14 protein-coding genes and 2 tRNA genes are annotated in these 17,741 nt (G+C 67.7%); 10 read left to right on the top strand and 6 right to left on the bottom strand.

Annotated elements, in window-relative coordinates; genetic code table 11:
• Nucleotides 1–34: 34 nt before the first annotated feature.
• Nucleotides 35–1,057, bottom strand: coding sequence for a Gfo/Idh/MocA family protein (locus tag QQZ11_RS09535; protein ID WP_284550061.1), 1,023 nt, complete (start codon nucleotides 1,055–1,057; stop codon nucleotides 35–37).
• A 156-nt stretch (nucleotides 1,058–1,213) separates the two neighbouring features.
• On the opposite strand from QQZ11_RS09535, the gene QQZ11_RS09540 reads away from it, so the two are divergent.
• A tRNA-Pro gene (locus QQZ11_RS09540) sits at nucleotides 1,214–1,286 on the top strand.
• 123 nt (nucleotides 1,287–1,409) lie between these two features.
• On the opposite strand, the gene QQZ11_RS09545 is transcribed toward QQZ11_RS09540, so the two are convergent.
• Nucleotides 1,410–2,015 (bottom strand): hypothetical protein, encoded by a 606-nt coding sequence (locus QQZ11_RS09545; protein WP_284550062.1) that lies wholly within the window; start codon nucleotides 2,013–2,015, stop codon nucleotides 1,410–1,412.
• 162 nt (nucleotides 2,016–2,177) lie between these two features.
• On the opposite strand from QQZ11_RS09545, the gene QQZ11_RS09550 reads away from it, so the two are divergent.
• Nucleotides 2,178–4,073, top strand: coding sequence for an ABC transporter ATP-binding protein (locus QQZ11_RS09550; RefSeq protein WP_284550063.1), 1,896 nt, complete (start codon nucleotides 2,178–2,180; stop codon nucleotides 4,071–4,073).
• A 748-nt stretch (nucleotides 4,074–4,821) separates the two neighbouring features.
• Here QQZ11_RS09550 and QQZ11_RS09555 read toward each other — a convergent pair.
• The 3 genes from QQZ11_RS09555 to QQZ11_RS09565 form a co-directional block, all read right to left on the bottom strand.
• A complete protein-coding gene (locus QQZ11_RS09555; RefSeq protein ID WP_284550064.1) occupies nucleotides 4,822–5,454 on the bottom strand; it encodes an AAA family ATPase in 633 nt (210 codons plus the stop codon).
• 359 nt (nucleotides 5,455–5,813) lie between these two features.
• Nucleotides 5,814–6,929 (bottom strand): alanine dehydrogenase, encoded by a 1,116-nt coding sequence (gene ald, locus QQZ11_RS09560; RefSeq protein WP_284550065.1) that lies wholly within the window; start codon nucleotides 6,927–6,929, stop codon nucleotides 5,814–5,816.
• Between the two features lie 99 nt (nucleotides 6,930–7,028).
• The gene (locus tag QQZ11_RS09565; RefSeq protein ID WP_284550067.1) at nucleotides 7,029–8,504 is read right to left on the bottom strand and encodes an MBL fold metallo-hydrolase RNA specificity domain-containing protein; all 1,476 of its coding nucleotides are present in this window, start codon (nucleotides 8,502–8,504) and stop codon (nucleotides 7,029–7,031) included.
• A gap of 142 nt (nucleotides 8,505–8,646) precedes the next feature.
• Between QQZ11_RS09565 and QQZ11_RS09570 the strand changes: the two genes are divergently transcribed.
• The 8 genes from QQZ11_RS09570 (at nucleotide 8,647) to QQZ11_RS09605 (ending at nucleotide 16,248) form a co-directional block, all read left to right on the top strand.
• A complete protein-coding gene (locus QQZ11_RS09570; protein WP_284550068.1) occupies nucleotides 8,647–9,411 on the top strand; it encodes a hypothetical protein in 765 nt (254 codons plus the stop codon).
• Nucleotides 9,408–10,715: a hypothetical protein gene (locus QQZ11_RS09575; RefSeq protein WP_284550070.1), complete on the top strand. Its 1,308-nt coding sequence runs from the start codon at nucleotides 9,408–9,410 to the stop codon at nucleotides 10,713–10,715. Before QQZ11_RS09570 ends, QQZ11_RS09575 begins: the two co-directional genes overlap by 4 nt.
• Nucleotides 10,716–10,797: 82 nt before the next feature.
• Nucleotides 10,798–11,763: a hypothetical protein gene (locus QQZ11_RS09580; protein WP_284550072.1), complete on the top strand. Its 966-nt coding sequence runs from the start codon at nucleotides 10,798–10,800 to the stop codon at nucleotides 11,761–11,763.
• Between the two features lie 34 nt (nucleotides 11,764–11,797).
• Nucleotides 11,798–12,703, top strand: a complete 906-nt coding sequence (locus QQZ11_RS09585; protein ID WP_284550074.1) for a hypothetical protein — start codon at nucleotides 11,798–11,800, stop codon at nucleotides 12,701–12,703.
• Nucleotides 12,704–12,789: 86 nt separating this feature from the next.
• Nucleotides 12,790–12,860: transfer RNA gene (locus QQZ11_RS09590), tRNA-Gly, on the top strand.
• 135 nt (nucleotides 12,861–12,995) lie between these two features.
• Nucleotides 12,996–13,640 (top strand): TetR family transcriptional regulator, encoded by a 645-nt coding sequence (locus QQZ11_RS09595; protein WP_284550076.1) that lies wholly within the window; start codon nucleotides 12,996–12,998, stop codon nucleotides 13,638–13,640.
• On the top strand, nucleotides 13,637–14,605 hold the full coding sequence (locus tag QQZ11_RS09600) for an ABC transporter ATP-binding protein (RefSeq protein ID WP_284550078.1): 969 nt from the start codon (nucleotides 13,637–13,639) through the stop codon (nucleotides 14,603–14,605). Before QQZ11_RS09595 ends, QQZ11_RS09600 begins: the two co-directional genes overlap by 4 nt.
• Nucleotides 14,602–16,248, top strand: coding sequence for an ABC transporter permease (locus QQZ11_RS09605; RefSeq protein WP_284550079.1), 1,647 nt, complete (start codon nucleotides 14,602–14,604; stop codon nucleotides 16,246–16,248). The genes QQZ11_RS09600 and QQZ11_RS09605 overlap by 4 nt, the downstream gene beginning before the upstream one ends.
• 22 nt (nucleotides 16,249–16,270) lie before the next feature.
• Here QQZ11_RS09605 and QQZ11_RS09610 read toward each other — a convergent pair whose 3' ends face one another.
• On the bottom strand, nucleotides 16,271–17,719 hold the full coding sequence (locus QQZ11_RS09610) for an NRAMP family divalent metal transporter (protein ID WP_284550080.1): 1,449 nt from the start codon (nucleotides 17,717–17,719) through the stop codon (nucleotides 16,271–16,273).
• Between the last annotated feature and the right edge of the window lie 22 nt (nucleotides 17,720–17,741).

Genomic DNA, 17,741 nt, shown 5'->3' on the forward strand with positions numbered 1-17,741 from the left:
GTGCGGACGTGACCCGAACTGGACGACCCCGGGTTCAGCGGGTGGGCTCGACCGGGGCCCCGCCGCGGGCGGCCGATGCCTTCACCATGTCCCACAGCCGGGACATGCGCAGTCCCAGTTCGGCCGGCGAGGGATTGTCGATCACGCCCTCTCGCACCTCGAGCACGGTCTGCCAGGGCCCCACCGCACGGGGAACCTCGACCTCCTCGGCCGGAACCCGCGGATCGGTCTGGAGCAGCAGTCGTTCGCCCCAGACGCCGGTGGTCAGGATCCCCTTCGTCCCGAACACCTTGACGTCCGACTCACAGACGGTGATGGTGTCGCCGCATCCGGCCAGGGTGACCATGGCACCGGTCGCGGTGCGGGCGCTGATCGAGCCGAGCACGTCGACGGGAAGGTCTGACTCGTCCAGCCAGGCGCTGACCTTGGTGAAGTCGGCCCCGGCCAGGTCACTGACGGTGTTCAGCATGTGCGCCCCGGTGTCGAACATGAACCCGCCGCCCGACTGCACGGGGTCGGTGCGCCACGTGCCGGTCTGCTCGGCCTTCCAGCCCTGCCACACGGACGCGTGGATGCCTGTCACGGTGCCGATGGCGCCGGCGTCGATCAGCTCTCGGGCCTTGCGCACCTGCGGTGAGAGGGAGCCATTGAAGCTGATCACCAACAGTCGTCCGGTCTCGTCACGCACCCGGATCAGGTCGAGGGCTTCCGCCTCGGTGCAGACCATCGGCTTCTCGAGCCAGACGTCGATTCCGGCCTCGAGACAGGCGACGGCCAACCGGTGGTGCAGGTTGTGGGGGGTCGCGATCAGGGCCAGGTCGACTCCGAGCTCGGGGTCTGCCAAGGCCTCGTCCAGACTGGTGTACACCGATGGTGCAGGAAGTCCGGCAGCCTCGAACTTGGCCAGGCCAGCCTCGATCGAACTGGGCAGCGGGTCGACGAACACCACCTTTCCCAGCGCTCGATCGGCGTCGAGCTGGGACAGTTCGATCATGGTGTCGAGGTGGTGGCGGGCCATGCCGCCGACTCCGACGACCATCACGGTGGGTGCGCTCACGAGGTTCTCCTGCAATCGGCTCTGATCGGTGCTTGGGGCGGGCGGCGGTCTGGCCGACGTCACCGGGCTCAAGTCTGCCGGGCTGTCCGGGGTGGCGCAGCGAGGTCCGCGGATCTGGATAGACTGGACGACGCCGTGCGACCGGGTCGCTCGGAACGGGGCGTAGCGTAGTGGCTAGCGCGCCTGCTTTGGGAGCAGGAGACCGCAGGTTCGAGTCCTGTCGCCCCGACTTGTGTTCCACGTAGTCAGAAGGCCGTTCTGGGCTGGCAGGTCTGGCGCATGTAAATGGGGGCCAAACTGGCCCGCCTCATGTTCAGGGCGACGGTTGCTGCGTTGCAGCCTGTGACTCCGATCAGACTTGACCGTCACGGACGGCAGGAACGCTGCTGGCGGAGAGCCAATCGCTAAGCCCTTGGGTGAGGTCGCGTCCTCGGTTGTAGCCGCGTTCGGTGATGGTCTGGAGCAGGTACCGGGCATCTGTGATGTCGGTTTCGGTGGCACAGCTCAGCAGGTTTCTCAGGTCGCGGTCTCGCTTCTCGTTGGCTCGCCACAGGAACTTGACCGCGATGAGGTGGCTGAGGGTGGCGACAGGCAGTGCCAGCCCGGCGATGGGCTCGGCTGGTGTTGCGGCGGACGCCACCTCTGTCTCGACGCCTGAGCTGGCGAAGAAGAGGTCGAGGGGCAGTGCTCCTAGGTGGGCGGGTGTGGTGAGCCGAACGGTCGCGAGGCGCTTGGTTTCGTCGTGGATGATCGACTCGTTCACGACGTAGCCTGCGTCGGTCATGCGCTCCACCACGCTCCCTGCCACCGCGTCGCTGGGGACGGCGAGGGCGATGTCGACGTCTGCGGTGGCGCGCGGGGTGGCACGGGCGCACAACGCGAGCCCGCCGACGACTGCCCAAGGCAGCCCGAGCGAGTTGACGTCATCGGCAATGGGGGTCAGAGCGTGTTCGATCACGATTCAGACCCTCGCTGACGAAAGGGATCACTGCAACCGAGTTTGGGCGTGTGAGGGATGACGCGACGTGGCGCGAGCGGGCGCGCGGGCAACAAAATGCCGTGCGAACTGTGTGCTCGGCTGCGAGCATGGGCGCGTGACTGTGGTCGGTTCAGTTGGCCTGTGGGCCGCGAGGTGGGGCGCACTGTGCCGGTTGCCCGCTTGACAGGGCGCGCAAGTGCAGCAGGTACGAGGAGCCTGCGGGTGTTGCTCCCGCGTTTGGTGGACCTCGGCCTTCGGGATGCGGCTGGCCGGGCTCGACTGGTGGGGTTTGCGGTGTGTCTCGTGGCCGATGCGTTGGCTGACACTGCTGCCCCCTTGCTGTTCCGCAGGGCTGTCGATGACGGTCTGGTGCGGTTGCAGCGCGACGTGGCCCTGGCGTGGACCTGGGCGGGACTGGCTTCAACGTTGCTGGCTGCCGGGAGCTCTGCGCTGGGGAGCTGGTTCGGCTCTCTGGTGTCGGTACAGATCACCTACCAGCTGCGGTGCGACGTCTTTCGGAGCATGGTCCGGCGCCCTGTGGACTTCTACTCGCAGTCGAAGGCCGGCGAGTTGGTGTCCCGCATCTCGGGGGACGCCTCGGATGCCCAGTCGTTGATCCAGGTCGTCTTGGGGACGATCGTTGGCCAGACGCTGACCTTCGGGCTCGCTTTGGCTGGTCTGGTTTATCTGGACCCCATGGCCGCGCTCGTGGCGCTGTTGGCCGCCCCCCTGCTCCTTGCTCCGCTACGGCCCATCGAGCGGCGCCTTCACGAGGCCGGAAACCGTCAGGCCGCGGCCAGATCGCAGTTGAACCACCACATGACCGAGCAGCTCAACGTGCCTGCCGCCGTGGGCCGCGAAATCCTCGGCACCCACACCCGCGTGGAGTCAGAGTTCCAGCGCATTGCCCGCGACATCCAAGCGGCGGCGCGGCTTCGCAACATCAACTTCTTCCGGTCCTCATTCTTGCTGAATGCTCTGAGCGGGCTCGGCGTCACGAGCGTCTACCTGGTGGCCAGCGTCCGCGTGGGGTCCGGCCCTGTGTCCATCGGCGACGTGATAGCCCAAGCTGGGCTCGTCGCGCTCCTGTACCGGCCACTGACCCAGATCGCGATGCAAGGCATCGGACTCGTGCCAGCCATGGTCGCGGTCGACCGGGTCTTCGAGATCATCGACTACCCCTCCGGACGAAGAGAGGGCTACCGGGAACTGGACTGTCGGGTCACGTCACTGGATTTTGACCACGTCTGGTTCCGTCACACTGGCCCCGAAGCCACCGCCCCGTCGCTGCGCTCCCGCGCGACTGATACCGGCGAGTGGACCATCTCCGATGTTTCGATGACCCTGACCCCCGGTGTCACTGCACTGGTGGGAGTCACGGGCTCGGGCAAGAGCACCTTGGCGATGCTCGCCAGCGGGGTCTACCTGCCCACCACCGGTCGGGTCACGGTCAACGGCACGCAGGTGCACGAGCTCACGCGAGAACCTCGGAACGAACTCATCGGAGTCCTTACCCAAGACGCACTGGTTCTCCACGCATCGGTCCGGGAGAACCTGGCGCTCTACCGCCCGGACGCCACCGACGACGACATGCTGCGCGTCCTCGACCAGGTCTGTCTGGGGGACACCATCCGCAAGATGCCCGACAGCCTCAGCAGCACACTCGGCGACCGCGGCTACCGGCTCTCCGGCGGCGAACGCCAGCGCCTCGCCCTCGCCCGCATCCTGCTCGGGAAGCCCCAGATCCTGATAATGGACGAGGCCACCGCACATCTCGACCCAGCCACCGAACACACCATCACCTCTGCCATCGAGCAGATGTCTCCCGACGTCATCCGCCTGGTCATCGCCCACCGGCTCAGCACCATCCGCAACGCGGACCAGATCCTCGTCATCGACCGGGGCCGGGTGGTGGAACGGGGCACACACGACGAACTGGTGGCCGCGGGGCGCGCGTACGCAAACCTCCTGCGTCAGGGCGGGTCCTCGAATGAGGTCGAGCAAGACTCGGCCATTGGGACTAGAGACTTGTCCTAGCGCCTACAGCCTCCCTCCGTGGTGTGACTGCTCCGCGCACTGACTCCTCGCAGACCTGTGTGCGCCGTGCGCCACTCTTATGGCGCACTGACACTCACTGCTCTGGCGCACTGCCGGGGCGCTCCGGCGCACTGTCACAACGACGGTACACAAAACCGTTCTTGGGGCCAGGTGCAGGATAACGAGGCCGCGAGCAACCCCCAGGTCGAGAGCGGCGAGGACGTCCGTGCGTGTGTGTACACCCTTTGCCTTTTCGAGGACAGCGCGTCGGCTCAACTCCGCGGTGCTGTCCAGCGCGTCTTCCAACAGCCAGTTCAGGGCTGGGGCCGCACGATCCTGCTTACGCGTTGCTCCACTCAACGTCAACCGCTGTCCGCGTGCGGCGAAGTCCAAACGACGTTCTGGCTGCTCGACGTCACGCCCGTAGGCAGAGAAGTACCTAGGCGCAGAGGCCACGTTGGCTCCAGCATCTTCGCCATCGCGGCGCAGCGACCAGATGGCATCTGGGTCCAAAATGCGCGAGTCCCACCGCGACCTTTCACCGGCGTGGCCCGTGTGGTGGATCGCGATCGCTTCCGGGACACATGCTTCCCCCAAGAGCTCGCCGAAAGCGGTGAGGAACTGGCCGGCTTCCGTGTTCTCTGACAGCCCGAGCGCGTCGAGAGCCGGGCGGAGACAGTCGAGGATTACGATGTCGTCCCCGGACAGAACGCCGGCCCACATCGTCTGCGGCAAACGCTCGCGGATGTCAAAGGTGCCCAAGTTTCCCCGCAGGCTGACCACCGAACGGCCGTTTGGCGTGGGATGCCCTGGTCGCGGAGCCAGCGCCGCAACAATCGCTCGTTAAGTTCGTCGTCAAGAAGGACGACTCGGCGCGCAGGGGCCCTCTCAATTCATCCAAGAACTTCTCGCCGTCCACCAAGCTTCGCAGGAGGTTCGCCACGAGTGTGGACTTGCCAGCCTTGTGCGGGGCGACCAGTACCACGCGGCCACCGGTGGGCCAGAGGCCTTCGACCTGGTATTCAGCATCCACGTCGGGTTCAGCCAGCAGCTGCGCCAGGGACTCGAGCTCGGGCAGCGCAACGATCTGCGTGCGCTCGTCAACCAACACTCCCTGAGCGTCTTGCCGCAGGCGCTGCTTCAACACCTCGCGACACAGCAGCTCGTGGTAGTTGCTGGGGAGCGGGAAGGGTCCGGTATTAGCGCCAGCCCCGGTGTTGGGGTAGGCGCCGAAGGGGTCCAGCGGCTGATTAGCGAACATCTCGAACCGCTCATCAAGAGGCACAGGGCGAATGTCCAGTGCTGAACGCACCCGCTCTTCGGCCTTCTTCGCCCCGCTGATGTGCCGGGAGGGATCTTCCCCTACGAAGTACTCTCCCAAGCGGGTCCACCCAGCACGCTTCAGCGTCCGCAGACGTCTCGAACAAGGCAGAGCGACTGGTGCGATCGGGAGCGGTGAACCGGTCCTGGAACTTCTTCGACGGCAGGTGCCAGACTCCCTTGGGTGGGCCTACGCCGCACACGGAGCACTTCGCGTCCTTGGGGCGGCAGGCCGGTCTGCCAATCGTGCCAAGTCGGTGCCAAATCTCTCTGGCATCCATGGTGTCTCGATTTCACTTGATCGAGATCAAAACCCCTTGTCAACTCGCGATTATGTACGATGGCTGGGACTTCCGCGGTTCCATGCGCCCTTACTTCGAGTCCTGTCGCCCCGACCATCGGTCGCGATGCGTGGGGAGCTCAGCCGACCACCTCAGCCACCGGACGATGCTCCAAGCCGAAGGCCTCGGCAACCGCCGGGTGCACGACTCGTCCGGCGTGGGTGTTGAGCCCGCCGGCCAGGGCAGGGTCACCACGCATCGCCTCCTGCCAACCGTGCTCGGCCAGCTTCACGGTGTAGGGCAGGGTGGCGTTGGTGAGTGCCCAGGTCGATGTGTGCGGCACCGCGCCCGGCATGTTGGCCACGCAGTAGAAGATGGACTGCTCGACCGTGAAGGTGGGGTCGCCATGGGTCGTGGGGTGTGAGTCCTCGAAGCAGCCCCCTTGGTCGATGGCCACGTCGACGAGCACCGACCCCGGCTTCATCTGCGCCACCATCTCGTGGGTGACCAGCTTCGGCGCCCGAGCGCCCGGCACGAGCACCGTGCCAATCACCAGGTCGGCCTCCAGCACCTGATGGCGCACCGCCAACTCCGAGCTGGCCAGCTGGGTCACCCGGTTCTGGAACCGCCAGAAGGTCGACCGCAGCTTGTCCAGGTCGGTGTCGAGGATGGTGACGTCGGCTCCCATGCCCATCGCGATGTTGGCGGCGTTCTGCCCGGCCGTGCCACCACCGAGGATGACCACCTTGGCGTTGGCGACGCCACCCACCCCTCCCATCAGCAGCCCGCGACCGCCGTGGGTACGGGTCATCGCCATGGCGCCGACCTGGGGGGCGAGGCAGCCGGCCACCTCGCTCATCGGGTAGAGCAGGGGAAGCAGACCCGACGGTAGTTGCACGGTCTCGTAGGCGATGGCGGTGGTGCCGGCCGCCAGCAGGGCGTCGGTGCCGGCCCGATCCGCTGCCAGGTGCAGGTAGGTGAACAGCATGAGGTCGTCGCGTAGTCGGTGGTACTCCTCGGCGACGGGCTCCTTGACCTTCACGACCAGGTCGGCGTGGGCCCACACCTCGTCCGGGTCGTCGACCAGTCGGGCCCCCTGGGCGATGTACTCCTCGTCGGCGATGGATGACCCCAGGCCGGCTCCGGACTGGATGATGACCTCGTGGCCGCGGCGCACCAACTCGTGCACACCCACCGGCGTGATGGCCACGCGGAACTCGTTGTTCTTGACCTCAGTGGGCACTGACACGCGCATGGTCGAGCCTTCCTCGCCGAACGGCCTCGCTCGCCAACGCTGGTCGAGCAGGTCGCACGCTACTCCCGGGGTGGGCGGCGCACCACAGCGCCACCAGGGTCAGTCCGTGTGCCCGGTGGCGACGATGGACTCGAAGTCCAGTTCCTCGTCATGGGGGTCCACGGACGCGGGCCGCGGCGCCAGGGAGACCACCTCTCCGTGGCGCGCCACGACGGCGTCGATCTTGAGCTCCCGACGGATGCGGCGAGCGAAGACGGATGCCACCTCGGGCTCGCCGTGCACCACGAAGATCTGCGTGGGCCGCGGATTGAGCGCGGCCAGCCAGTCGATCAGGTCGGACGCGTCGGCGTGCACCGAGAACTCCCGGTCACGCACCACCTCGGCCCTCACCGGCACGTAGTGGCCGTGGATCTTCACCTGCGGTCGGCCGTCCTCCAACTGGCGGCCCCGGGTGCCGACGGCCTGGTAGCCGGTGAGCACGACCGTGTTGCGCTCCGAGGGCAGCAACCTGGCCAGGTGGTGCAGCACCCGCCCGCCCTCGGCCATGCCGGAGGACGAGACGATGATGCAGGGTTTGCGGAAGTGGTCGAGCTGGGCTGACTCGGTGGACGACCGCAACGCCTTCAACTTGGGCAGCCCCCTGAAGTCGGCGACCGTGACGCCCTCGCGCAACTCGTCGAGATGGGTCGTCGAGTACACCTCGAGCGCAGCCAGACCCATGGGGGAGTCGACGAAGACAGGCACGTCCGGGATCCGCCCACTCGCGAACATCTGGGTGAGTGCGCGCAGCACGATCTCGGTGCGGTCGATGGCGAAGGCCGGCACGACCACCTGCCCACCGCGATCGATCGTCCGTCGGATGGCCGCCGCGAACCCCTCGTGCTCCTCACCCTCGGGCTCGGGGTGTTCGCGATCCCCGTACGTCGACTCACAGAGCACGAAGCGGGCCCCCTCCGGTACCACTCTGGGCTTCAGCAGTGGATGGTCGTGCCGCCCCAGGTCGCCCGAGACCAGCACCTCGGACTCACCGGCCCACACGTTGATGCTGGCCGAGCCAAGGATGTGCCCGGCCCTGGTCCAGGTGGCGGCGATGCCGTCCCCGAGGTCGACGAGGCTGCCGTACTCCACGGTGCGGAACAGGGCGATCGCCCGCTCGGCGTCCTGGCGGGTGTACAGGGGCTCGGCGGGCCGGTGCTTGGTCCAGCCCCCCCGGTTGGCGTCGTCGGCCTGCTGCTCCTGCAACTTGGCCCCGTCGCGCAGCACGATCGCGGCCAGTTTGGCGGTGCCCTCCGTCAGCCACACCGAACCCGTGAACCCCTCTCGGACGAGCCGTGGCAGGTACGTCGAGTGGTCCGCGTGGGCGTGTGTCAGGAGCACGTCACCGATCCGGGACGGATCGAGGGGGAAATCCTCCCAGTTGCGCTGACGCCAATCCTTCTCGCCCTGGAACAGGCCCGCGTCGACCAGCAGATGGCGCTGACCGAGGCTGAGCAGGAACTTCGAACCGGTGACGGTTCCGGCGGCCCCCAGGAACTGCAGGGTCATGGCTGACAAGGGCTGGCTTCGGCGACTCATGCTTCAGCATCTCGCCGAATCGCAGTCTTCGCGAGCGCTTGGCCGCAAGAGGCCGGTGCGCGTCGCCGGACGCGCGTCCCGGGTTCCCGAGGACCCGACGTGGACCCCTCGGATGGAACGATGGGGGCGATCAGGAGGCGCGATGACGAGGTGGCAGGAGGTGGACGACTTGGGTCTCGACGAGGAGTTCGACGAGCTGGATCCGATGGCGGCGCCGGTGAGTGGATTCACCCCACCCGACCAGGACCTGGTGGACCAGGACGACTGGCAGGGGGACGACGAGGTCGACGTCCTTGCCGAGGGGCGTGGCCCCTGGGAACCCTCCCATGGCTTCCCGGACGGCTACGGAGTCGTCCGCGTCTGGGTGGACGACGACAAGCGGATCACCAAGGTGCGGCTCTCGCCCAGTTGGCGCGAGAAGTCGGGTCGCACCCCGTTGGTGATGGCCTTCGCGTCGTCCTTCACCTACATCAACAGCTACGGCCGCGACGACAGCCCCAGTGATCTCCTCCAGGTGGACGAGGGTGAGGCCAGCCGCCCTTTCTCGTGGGAACAGATCGACGAGTTGGCGCGTCGCACCGAACAATTGACCGAACGTCTGGGGGCTCTCGGCCCTGAGTCGGAGGGGCAGTGGCGGGGCACCGAGGCCGTGGGGGAGTCGCCCGACAAGTTGTGCGCCATCCGCCTCGAACTCAACGGTGATCTCGGCAGCATCCAGTTCAACGAGCGCAAGCTCGCGCAGTCCCGGGTGCGCGAGGTCACCGATGCGGTGGTCAAGGCACACGCGGCGGCGCTGGCGAACTTCCAGCCCGCCCAGTACGAGCCCGGGGAGGCCGATCGACTCACCGGTGAACTGCAGGGGCTTCGCAATGAGGCATTGGCGATGATGAGACGAGGATTCAGGTGACGAACCATCCGGACGAGCGTGGCGCCGATCAGCACATCAGGCGTGCGCAGCAGAGCGGACATGAGGGCTACCGCGCAGATTCCGACGACGAACTCGGCGAACTCGACGTCTACGAGGCGCTGATCGACCCGAACGGAGCCGCCGGTGGCAAGGGCCCGGGGCAGTCGGGTGGCTCGCCGATGATGATGCCCCCGGGCGCTGTCGGTGGGGGCCGCGCTGGTGCAGGCTCCGGTGGCGCGAGTGCTGCCGGGCTGGGTGGCACGGGAACCGGTGCCCCAGGGGTGGTTCCCGGCGTCGCAGGCTACGGCGCCGGTGCGGGCGCAGCAGGGTCGGGCCTCGGTGCCGGCGGTGCTGGTGCCGGCCTGGGATCCGCAGGTGTCGGTGGTGGGTTGGGCGCCTCGGGTCTCGGTGGTGGCGCAGGCCTGGGTGCTGGTGGTGGTGGCGCGGGTCTGGGTGCTGGCGGTCTGGGTGCTGGCGGTCTGGGTGCTGGCGGTGCAGGCCTGGCCGGTGGCTGGGGCACCTCAGCGGCCGGGGCCGGCACAGGCGGCGGTGTCGACACCGACGGGGACGGCATTCCCGACTCCTTTGCCGACGGTGGCATCGACACCGATGGCGACGGCATTCCCGACCAGTACGCGAACACCGGGGTGGATGACACGTGGACCTCGTCCGGGCTGTCCGGCGGCGACGCAGGAGGCAGCGGGGTGCCCGGCGCGGGGTGGACCACGGACACCGCTCCCCTCGATCCCGGTGCCGGGTCCGGCGCGGACATCGGCTGGGATCCCGGCTCGACGGGTGCCGGGCTGAGCGGGTCCGACGTGACCGGCCCCGCATCCGGCCTGTCCGGGTCGGGCTTGGCCGGGTCGGGGATCTCGGGCGCCGGAACAGGCTCGGGGCTCAGCTCGGGCGGGGGACTGGGCTCGGGCGGGGGACTGGGCTCGGGCGGGGGACTGGGCGGAGCCGGCGGAGGGGGAATCCCCTCCGCCGGTGGTGCGGGCAGTGGGAACATCACCGCTGACCCCGACTCGATCTCGAAGACCGCCAGCGGCTGGAACCAGCTCTCGACCGACATGGGCACGACGTCGCAACAGCTCCAGGGACTTCAGGCCACCTCGGACGAGTTCGGATTCGCGGGAACCATTGTCAGCCCGGAGTACTCCAAGCTGCAGTCCGACATGACCAGCTGGTCGACCAACGGTTCGAAGAGCTTCGCGACCATCGCGGAGCAACTCGCCAAGGACGCCCAGGGGTACCGCGACAACACCACCGAGGCCCAACAGGCTTCGTCAACGATCAACCAGTGAAACCGGGACGTGCGACGACACGTCTCGGCGACGCCATCCACGCGTTGGCACTGAGCCGGCGCACAGCAGTTGAGGAGTTCGCATGGCTGACCCGACCCAGACCATCGAGGTGACTCTCGCCGAGGGTTACTCGACGACCAAGACGTACCACGGCGTGCCGGCCATCCGCAGTGTGCTGCAGCGGATCGACGGTCTCTACGGGGAGTGCAAGAGCAAGGACCACACCGAGGCCCAGCAGGGAGCGGATGCTGCCGCCTGTGCCGACCGCGGTGACTTCGAACAGAAGGTCAATGCGCTCGTCACCGAGACCGACGGCCTGCTGACTGCGGTCTGGACGACCTTCACCAGCTCCATCGAGACCAAGTCGCAGACCATCGATGCGCTGATGTCGAAGGCCAAGAAGTGGAGCCAGGTGGGCACCACGCTCGACGGCTACCAGACCACGATCGACAAACACCTGAAGGCCGACGACTGGAACTCCAAGGGCGCCCGTACGTTCAAGGCAGCCCTGCCAACCCAGCAGAAGGCGATGTACGAACTCGAAGAGCTCTGCTACCGCGCAGACACCGTCATCACCAGTTCGGCAGCGGTCAATGCAGGCATCTTCGAGGCCGTTTACCAGTCCCTGGTGTTGGTCGAGACGGCTGTGAAGCAGGCGGCGGGCAAGCCCGTGAAGAACCTCGAGTTCTGGTCCGATTCCGGATCGTCCGACAGCTCGAACGGTTGCGTCTCGTTCAACTACTACCAGCGGACGACGACGGCCAAGGCCAACTTTTCGGCACTGCGCACCTGGCTCGACTCGTTCATCACGACTCGGGGCGAGTGGAGCGGGTCGGCCCAACAGGTCGCCTCCGACATTCCCACGGTCACCTCCTCGGTGGTGAACCTGAAGGAGGGCGGCGCGTGGCCCGACCCCAAGGCGCAGGTGACCGGCGATGCCAATGTCGACGACCAGACTGGCACCAGCGGCACCACCCACTCGTCCACCTCGACCTCGGGCGGCGGCGGTGGCATCGACCTCGACAACCAGGGTGGCATCTTCGGCTGAGCCCGTGGGCCCTGCCGACTGTTAGCGTGACCGCGTGACGAGCATTCACCGCGTCGGGGCCGCGCTGGCGGCCGTGGTCCTCCTGGCTTCGTGCGCCACCGGTGGCAGCAAACCCGGCGCCGACCGGGTGCTGCAACTGACGTCCGATCTGGGCATCCAGAAGGTCGGCTGGGCGCAGGTCACCTCCGACCAGGTGTGGGTGCGCTCGGTCAAGGATGGCGCGTGGCAGACAGCGACGCTCACCGGCAAGACGTCGAAGGTGCAGGGGACGGAGTCGTCCGACTTCGGCTGGAAGCAGGTGGACACCGCCGACCTCAAGGTCTCCGACCTCGAGCAGGCCATGACCCGGCACGAGCAGCAGTGCCAGCAGGGCCTCGAGGGCCAGGTCGGGGCCACCACGACCGGTGCCCTGTTGTCGCTCGTGACCTGCAACCAGAAGGTCGTGAGCACTGCCGTGGGTGGTGCCGAACTCGCCCCGATCAAGCAGTGGGACACCGGTGGCATCGACACTGCCTTGAAGGACGTGGCGGCCGTGCAGGGACCCCAGGCTCGTCACCTCTCCTTCTCCACGCCCAAGTCGGGCACGGTGGGGGGCAAGCTGCTGGTGAGGGACATCGGTGCTCCCGTGACCGGTGTCGACGGCAAGCCGTGCATGGTCACGGTCACCCGCTTCGGCACCCCCGACGAGGCGCTGGGCACCCTGGACTGGGGAGGCTGCGACCAGGCCGAGCCCTTCGGGGACGGCACCTTCGCGCGCAGTGAGGTGTCGGGAGCCGCCATCGAGCGGGGCCTGACCAAGGCAGCCTCGGTGATGGGCATCGACCCGACCGACATCGGCACGTTCGACGTCTTCAGTCAGAAGGGTGTGCTGAGGGTCCAGGCCAACGCTGGTGACGGTGTTCCGGCCAAGGCCCCGAGCGTCACCGTTCCCCTGGGGTGACCGCCGGGTGACACGCGGCGGTCACAGCTTCGGATTGGCCCGCCCGATGCGCCAACCGCTATGCTGGGCGGCGCCCTTCGGGGCATGCGGATGTAGCTCAATGGTAGAGCCCTAGTCTTCCAAACTAGCTACGCGGGTTCGATTCCCGTCATCCGCTCAGGTGCGAAAGACCTGACCAGAAGAAGTTCCGATCGGGTTGAGCAAGGATCCCGGAGGCCGTCGGCCTCCGGGATCCTGCATTTTGCGGCGAGAAATCTTGACCAGGGCTGAACAAGCGTTCAATATGGTGAACATGAGTTCAATGACGCGACCGGACGACCTCACCCCGCAGGCACGCATCCGCAACGCGGCCCTCGAACTCTTCGGTGACCTCGGCTACGACCGCACCACCGTGCGGCAGGTCGCGCAGCGGGCGGGGGTGTCGGCCGGATTGGTGATCCACCACTTCGGCAGCAAGGAAGGGCTGCGCCAATCGTGTGACGACTGGGTGACCGCCGTCATCCTCGACGAGAAGGCGATCGTCAGTTCGGGCGGCTCGCTGCCGCAACTGCAGGTGTACCTCTCCGACCATCCCGAGCTCGCCCCGATCATGAACTACCTCGTCGCGTCCCTGAAGCAGGGGGGAGAGATGGCGAGCTCCGTGTTCGACCGGCTCTGCGCAGTCACCTCGCAACTGCTGGACGAAGGGATCGCCGCCGGAACCATGCGCGAGCCCACTGACCGGGAGGCCGCCATCGCCACCATGGTCGCCTTCTCGACCGGTGCCTCGGTGCTGGGACCGCTGATTGCTGCCCGCCTGGGCGGCACCACCCTGCTTGACCCGGGCGTCTACCAGCGCTACGCGGTGGCCGCCCTCGAGCTGTTCACCCACGGCCTGCTGACCGACAGTCATCTGCTCGACCAGGCCCGTCCCGTCCCATCTGAGAGGCAAGCATGACAACAGCCATCGAGATCACCGACCTGACCAAGACCTTCGGGCCCGTCACCGCCCTCGACCAGCTCACCATGGTCGTCGCCACCGGCGACATCCACGGGTTCCTGGGGCCGAACGGATCGGGCAAGTCCACCACCATTCGGGTGCTGCTCGGCCTGCTCCGGGCCGAGTCGGGTACGGCCCGACTGTTGGGGGGCGATCCCTGGCGCGACGCCCCCGTTCTGCACCGCAGGCTCGCCTACGTGCCCGGTGACGTGAACCTGTGGCCCAATCTGACCGGGGGAGAGGCGATCGACCTGATCGGACGCGCCCGGGGCGGTCTCGACCGCAACCGCAAGCGCGACCTGATCGAGCTGTTCGACCTCGATCCCCGCAAGCGGGGCCGCAGCTACTCCAAGGGCAATCGGCAGAAGGTCGCCCTGATCGCCGCCCTGGCCAGCCCCGTCGAACTCCTGCTGCTCGACGAACCGACCTCTGGCCTCGACCCGCTGATGGAGCGGGTGTTCACCGACCTTCTCCGCTCCGAGGCGTCCGAGGGACGAACGGTGCTGCTCTCGTCCCACATCCTCAGTGAGGTGGAGGCGCTCTGCGATCGGGTCTCGATCATCAAGGCGGGCCGGATCGTCGAGTCCGGAACCCTGTCGGAACTTCGCCACCTGCACCGCACCGAGGTGGTGGCCGAGCTTGACGGCGACGTCCCCGCAGACCTCTCGGCCCGCCCCGGTCTGCACAACGTCGAGATCGACGGATCGAGATTCCGGGCGCAGGTCGACGACGACGCCCTCTCGGCCCTCCTCGCCACGCTGGGGGAGGCGGGCGTCACCGCCCTGACGTCGAACCCGCCCTCGCTCGAGGAACTGTTCCTGGCGCATTACGACACCTCACCGGTCCCCGGCCAGGAAGTGCGCCCCCGCACGTCCGACCAGGCGCGGACTCCTCGTTCCGCGGGCAGGAGGGTGTCGGCATGACCACCCTCTCGCTGCCGAGTCAGCCGTGGTGGTCGCTCAGGTCACAGTCGGGCATCGGTGCGACCACCGCCATCGCGTGGCGACGCAGCCGGTTGTACTGGGTGTTGTGGGTGCTCGCCCTGCTCACCCTGATGCCCCTGACGGTCACGAAGTACCACGACCTCGTTCCACCGGGCTCCAGCCCGGAACAACTGATGGCCACGCTGGGCTCGAACCCCACCATGCGGGCCATCCTCGGTGTTCCCCACGACCTGTCGACGGCCGGTGGCTTCACCATGTGGCGGGTGGGCGCCTTCACCGGATGGACGGCGGCCTTCGTGGCCGCCTTCGGGGTGATCCGCGGCACCCGGGCCGACGAGGAGGAGGGGCGCACCGAACTGGTCCGCTCCGGTGCCGTCGGACGACACGCGATTCTCGGGGGCTCACTGCTCGTGACGATGGTGGCAACGCTCGTCCTCGGTGTTCTGATCGCCCTCAGCATGGTCGGTGCTGGTACTCCGGCCAAGGGCTCCCTCGCAGCTGGGCTCGGTGTGACCGCCATTTCCTGGGTCTTCGCAGGGGTGGCGGCAGTGTGCGCCCAGGTCTTCGAATCGGCCAGGTCGGCCCGGTCCTGGGCGGCGGGCATCGTTCTGGGCGGACTCTTCCTCGTCCGGGCCGTGCTCGACGGATCTTCGTCCGTCAGGGTGCAGGCCTGGCGGTGGTTGATCCCCCTCGAGTGGCCGCAGTTGGTGCGTCCCTACGCGGACGAGCGGTGGTGGGTGCTCCTGCTCCCAATGGTGCTGAGCTTCCTGCTGATCGGCGTGGCGTTCTCGTTGGAGTCGCGACGCGACTTCGGTTCCGGGTTGCGCTCCACCCGACTCGGACGAGCCGACGCCGCGCCCGGACTGGGCGATGCTGCCGGTCTGGCCAGACGCCTGCACCGCACGGGGGTGATCGGCTGGAGCCTGGGGGTGCTGGTCTTCTCCTACGGGATGGGTTCGATCGGGAGCCAGATCGACGCGATGCTGGCGAACAACCCGCAGGTCGCCGAGATGATGGCGAAGCTCGGCGGAACGGGCGAACTGAAGAACGCGTTCTACATCGCCATGCTCGGGATCATGGTGACCGTCGTCTCGCTGGCTGCAGTGCAGTTCCTCTCGCGTCTTCATGCCGAGGAGCTCACCGGACACGCCGAGGTGCTGGCCTCGACGGCGACCTCCCGATGGGCCCTCGCCCGCAGTCATCTGGGCATCGCCCTGGTCGTGCCGGTCGTGCTGGCGCTCGCCAGTGGCGTACTGGTGCCGCTGGCTGAGGCGGCGAAGCTCGGCCGCTGGTCAATGATCGGTGACTACCTCGGGGCGGCCGCCGTGCTGCTGCCGGGTCTGTTGTTGGTGCTCGGCATCGCCATGGCGCTGCTGGGGTGGGCGCCGCGCTGGTTCTCGCTGGCGTGGGTGGCGGTCGGGTGGTCGATGTTCTGCAGTTGGCTGGCGCCCCTGTTCGGCCTGCCCGAGTGGCTGATCGATCTGCAACCGTGGGGCCATCTGCCACGGCTGCCCTCCGAACCGCTCGACCTGGTGCCGGTCATCATCGAGACAGTGATCGCCGTGGTCCTGCTGGCGGGGGGACTGGTCGGCTTCCGGCGACGCGATCTGCTCAGCCGCTGACCGGCAGTGCGGTGACCGGCGCCTAGTGGGGATTCCAGATCGTGACGTAGAGGCCGGCCAGGCCGGCGGCGGTCATCACCGCCACCGTGAACCAGCCGAAGAAGGTGGAGAGTCGACCGTTGCGGTACTGGCCCATCAAAGTCCGACTGTTCGAGATGAGCATCACCACGACCAGGAAGGGGGCCGCCGCGATGCCGTTGATCGTCGCGCTCAGCACCAGCAGCGAGACCGGGTTGTCGGAGAAGTAGGAGATGGCGATCCCTCCCACGGTTCCGGCCCCGATCAGGCTGTAGAACACCGGCGCCCGGCGCACCGACAGGTCGAATCCCCAGGGCTTCCCCAGTAACCCCGCCAACGCGATGGACCCAGAACTGGCCAGAACGGGCACGGCCAGCACGCCGGTCGAGACGAAGCCGATGGCGAAGATGATCGAGGCGGACTGTCCCGCGATGGGGGCGAGCGCTGCGGCGGCGTCTGCGGCCGTCTTGATCGTGGCCGGACCATTGCGTCCGATGGTGGAGGCCGTCGACACCATGATGGCGAACATTGCGGCCGTGCTCACCAGCATTCCGACGAAGACGTCGATCCGGGCGAGGAACAGGTTGCGCAGGGCGGCCTTCCTCGGCCGTTGCGGGAGCGGCTGGGACGCGTGGGTCGTGTCGGACTCGGCGCGCATCTCCTCGACCCTGTGGCCGCTCTGCCAGAAGAACATGTACGGCGAGATGGTGGTTCCCAGGACCGCCACCACCAGCCCGATGGAGGTCCAGTTCCACGTCATTCGGAGGCCGAGCGTGCCGGCGGCCACGGCGCCCCAGCGAACGTTCGCGACGAACAGCACCCCCACGTAGGCGAACAGCACCAGGCACAACCACTTGAACACCTTCGCCAGTCGTTCGAAGGACCCCCAGGCGAGCGCGGCGGTGAGCCCGGCGCCGGCGACGGCGGCCCACACGTGGTCACGACCGGCGTGGAGCAGTTCCATGCCCGACCCGATCGCGGCCAGGTCGGCCGCGACATTGAGGCAGTTGGCAACGATCAGCGCCACGACCAGGACGCCGACCACCCAGCGTGCCGCCGTGGGGAATCGCCGACGCACCAAGGTGCCGAGGCTGTCGCCAGTGGCGAGGGCCGTCCGGTCGCAGATTTCCTGCACGGCGTACATCAGCGGAAGGCTGGCCGGGGCCGTCCACAACATGCCGACACCGAGTGCCGCCCCGGCCTGCGAATACGTGGCCACCCCGGATGGGTCGTCATCGGCCACGCCCGTGACCAGCCCCGGCCCGAGTACACCCAGGAAGGCGCGGGGTCCGGTCTTCGGCCGGGGCGAAGAGGGCGGCTCGCCGGAAGGCTTGGACGAGGATGGCGGCAGCGCCCGGTCCGGCGCGGCGGTGGCGGGGGAGGCCTCACCCGCCAGGTTGCCGGCCTGCTCGAGGGACTCAGGAATGTCAGCACTGGGTTCAACTCGGGTCACGCCGCCACCTCCGACTGCAGGT

It is taken from the genome of Aestuariimicrobium sp. T2.26MG-19.2B, assembly GCF_950101875.1.
GTDB classification, from domain to species: domain Bacteria; phylum Actinomycetota; class Actinomycetes; order Propionibacteriales; family Propionibacteriaceae; genus Aestuariimicrobium; species Aestuariimicrobium kwangyangense.

Coding starts and splice junctions, on each gene's coding strand:
- ald (WP_284550065.1), bottom strand. CDS start 6,929: ATGCGCGTGTCAGTGCCCACTGAGGTCAAGAACAACGAGTTCCGCGTG.
- QQZ11_RS09570 (WP_284550068.1), top strand. CDS start 8,647: ATGACGAGGTGGCAGGAGGTGGACGACTTGGGTCTCGACGAGGAGTTC.
- QQZ11_RS09605 (WP_284550079.1), top strand. CDS start 14,602: ATGACCACCCTCTCGCTGCCGAGTCAGCCGTGGTGGTCGCTCAGGTCA.
- QQZ11_RS09580 (WP_284550072.1), top strand. CDS start 10,798: ATGGCTGACCCGACCCAGACCATCGAGGTGACTCTCGCCGAGGGTTAC.
- QQZ11_RS09600 (WP_284550078.1), top strand. CDS start 13,637: ATGACAACAGCCATCGAGATCACCGACCTGACCAAGACCTTCGGGCCC.
- QQZ11_RS09595 (WP_284550076.1), top strand. CDS start 12,996: ATGAGTTCAATGACGCGACCGGACGACCTCACCCCGCAGGCACGCATC.
- QQZ11_RS09565 (WP_284550067.1), bottom strand. CDS start 8,504: ATGAGTCGCCGAAGCCAGCCCTTGTCAGCCATGACCCTGCAGTTCCTG.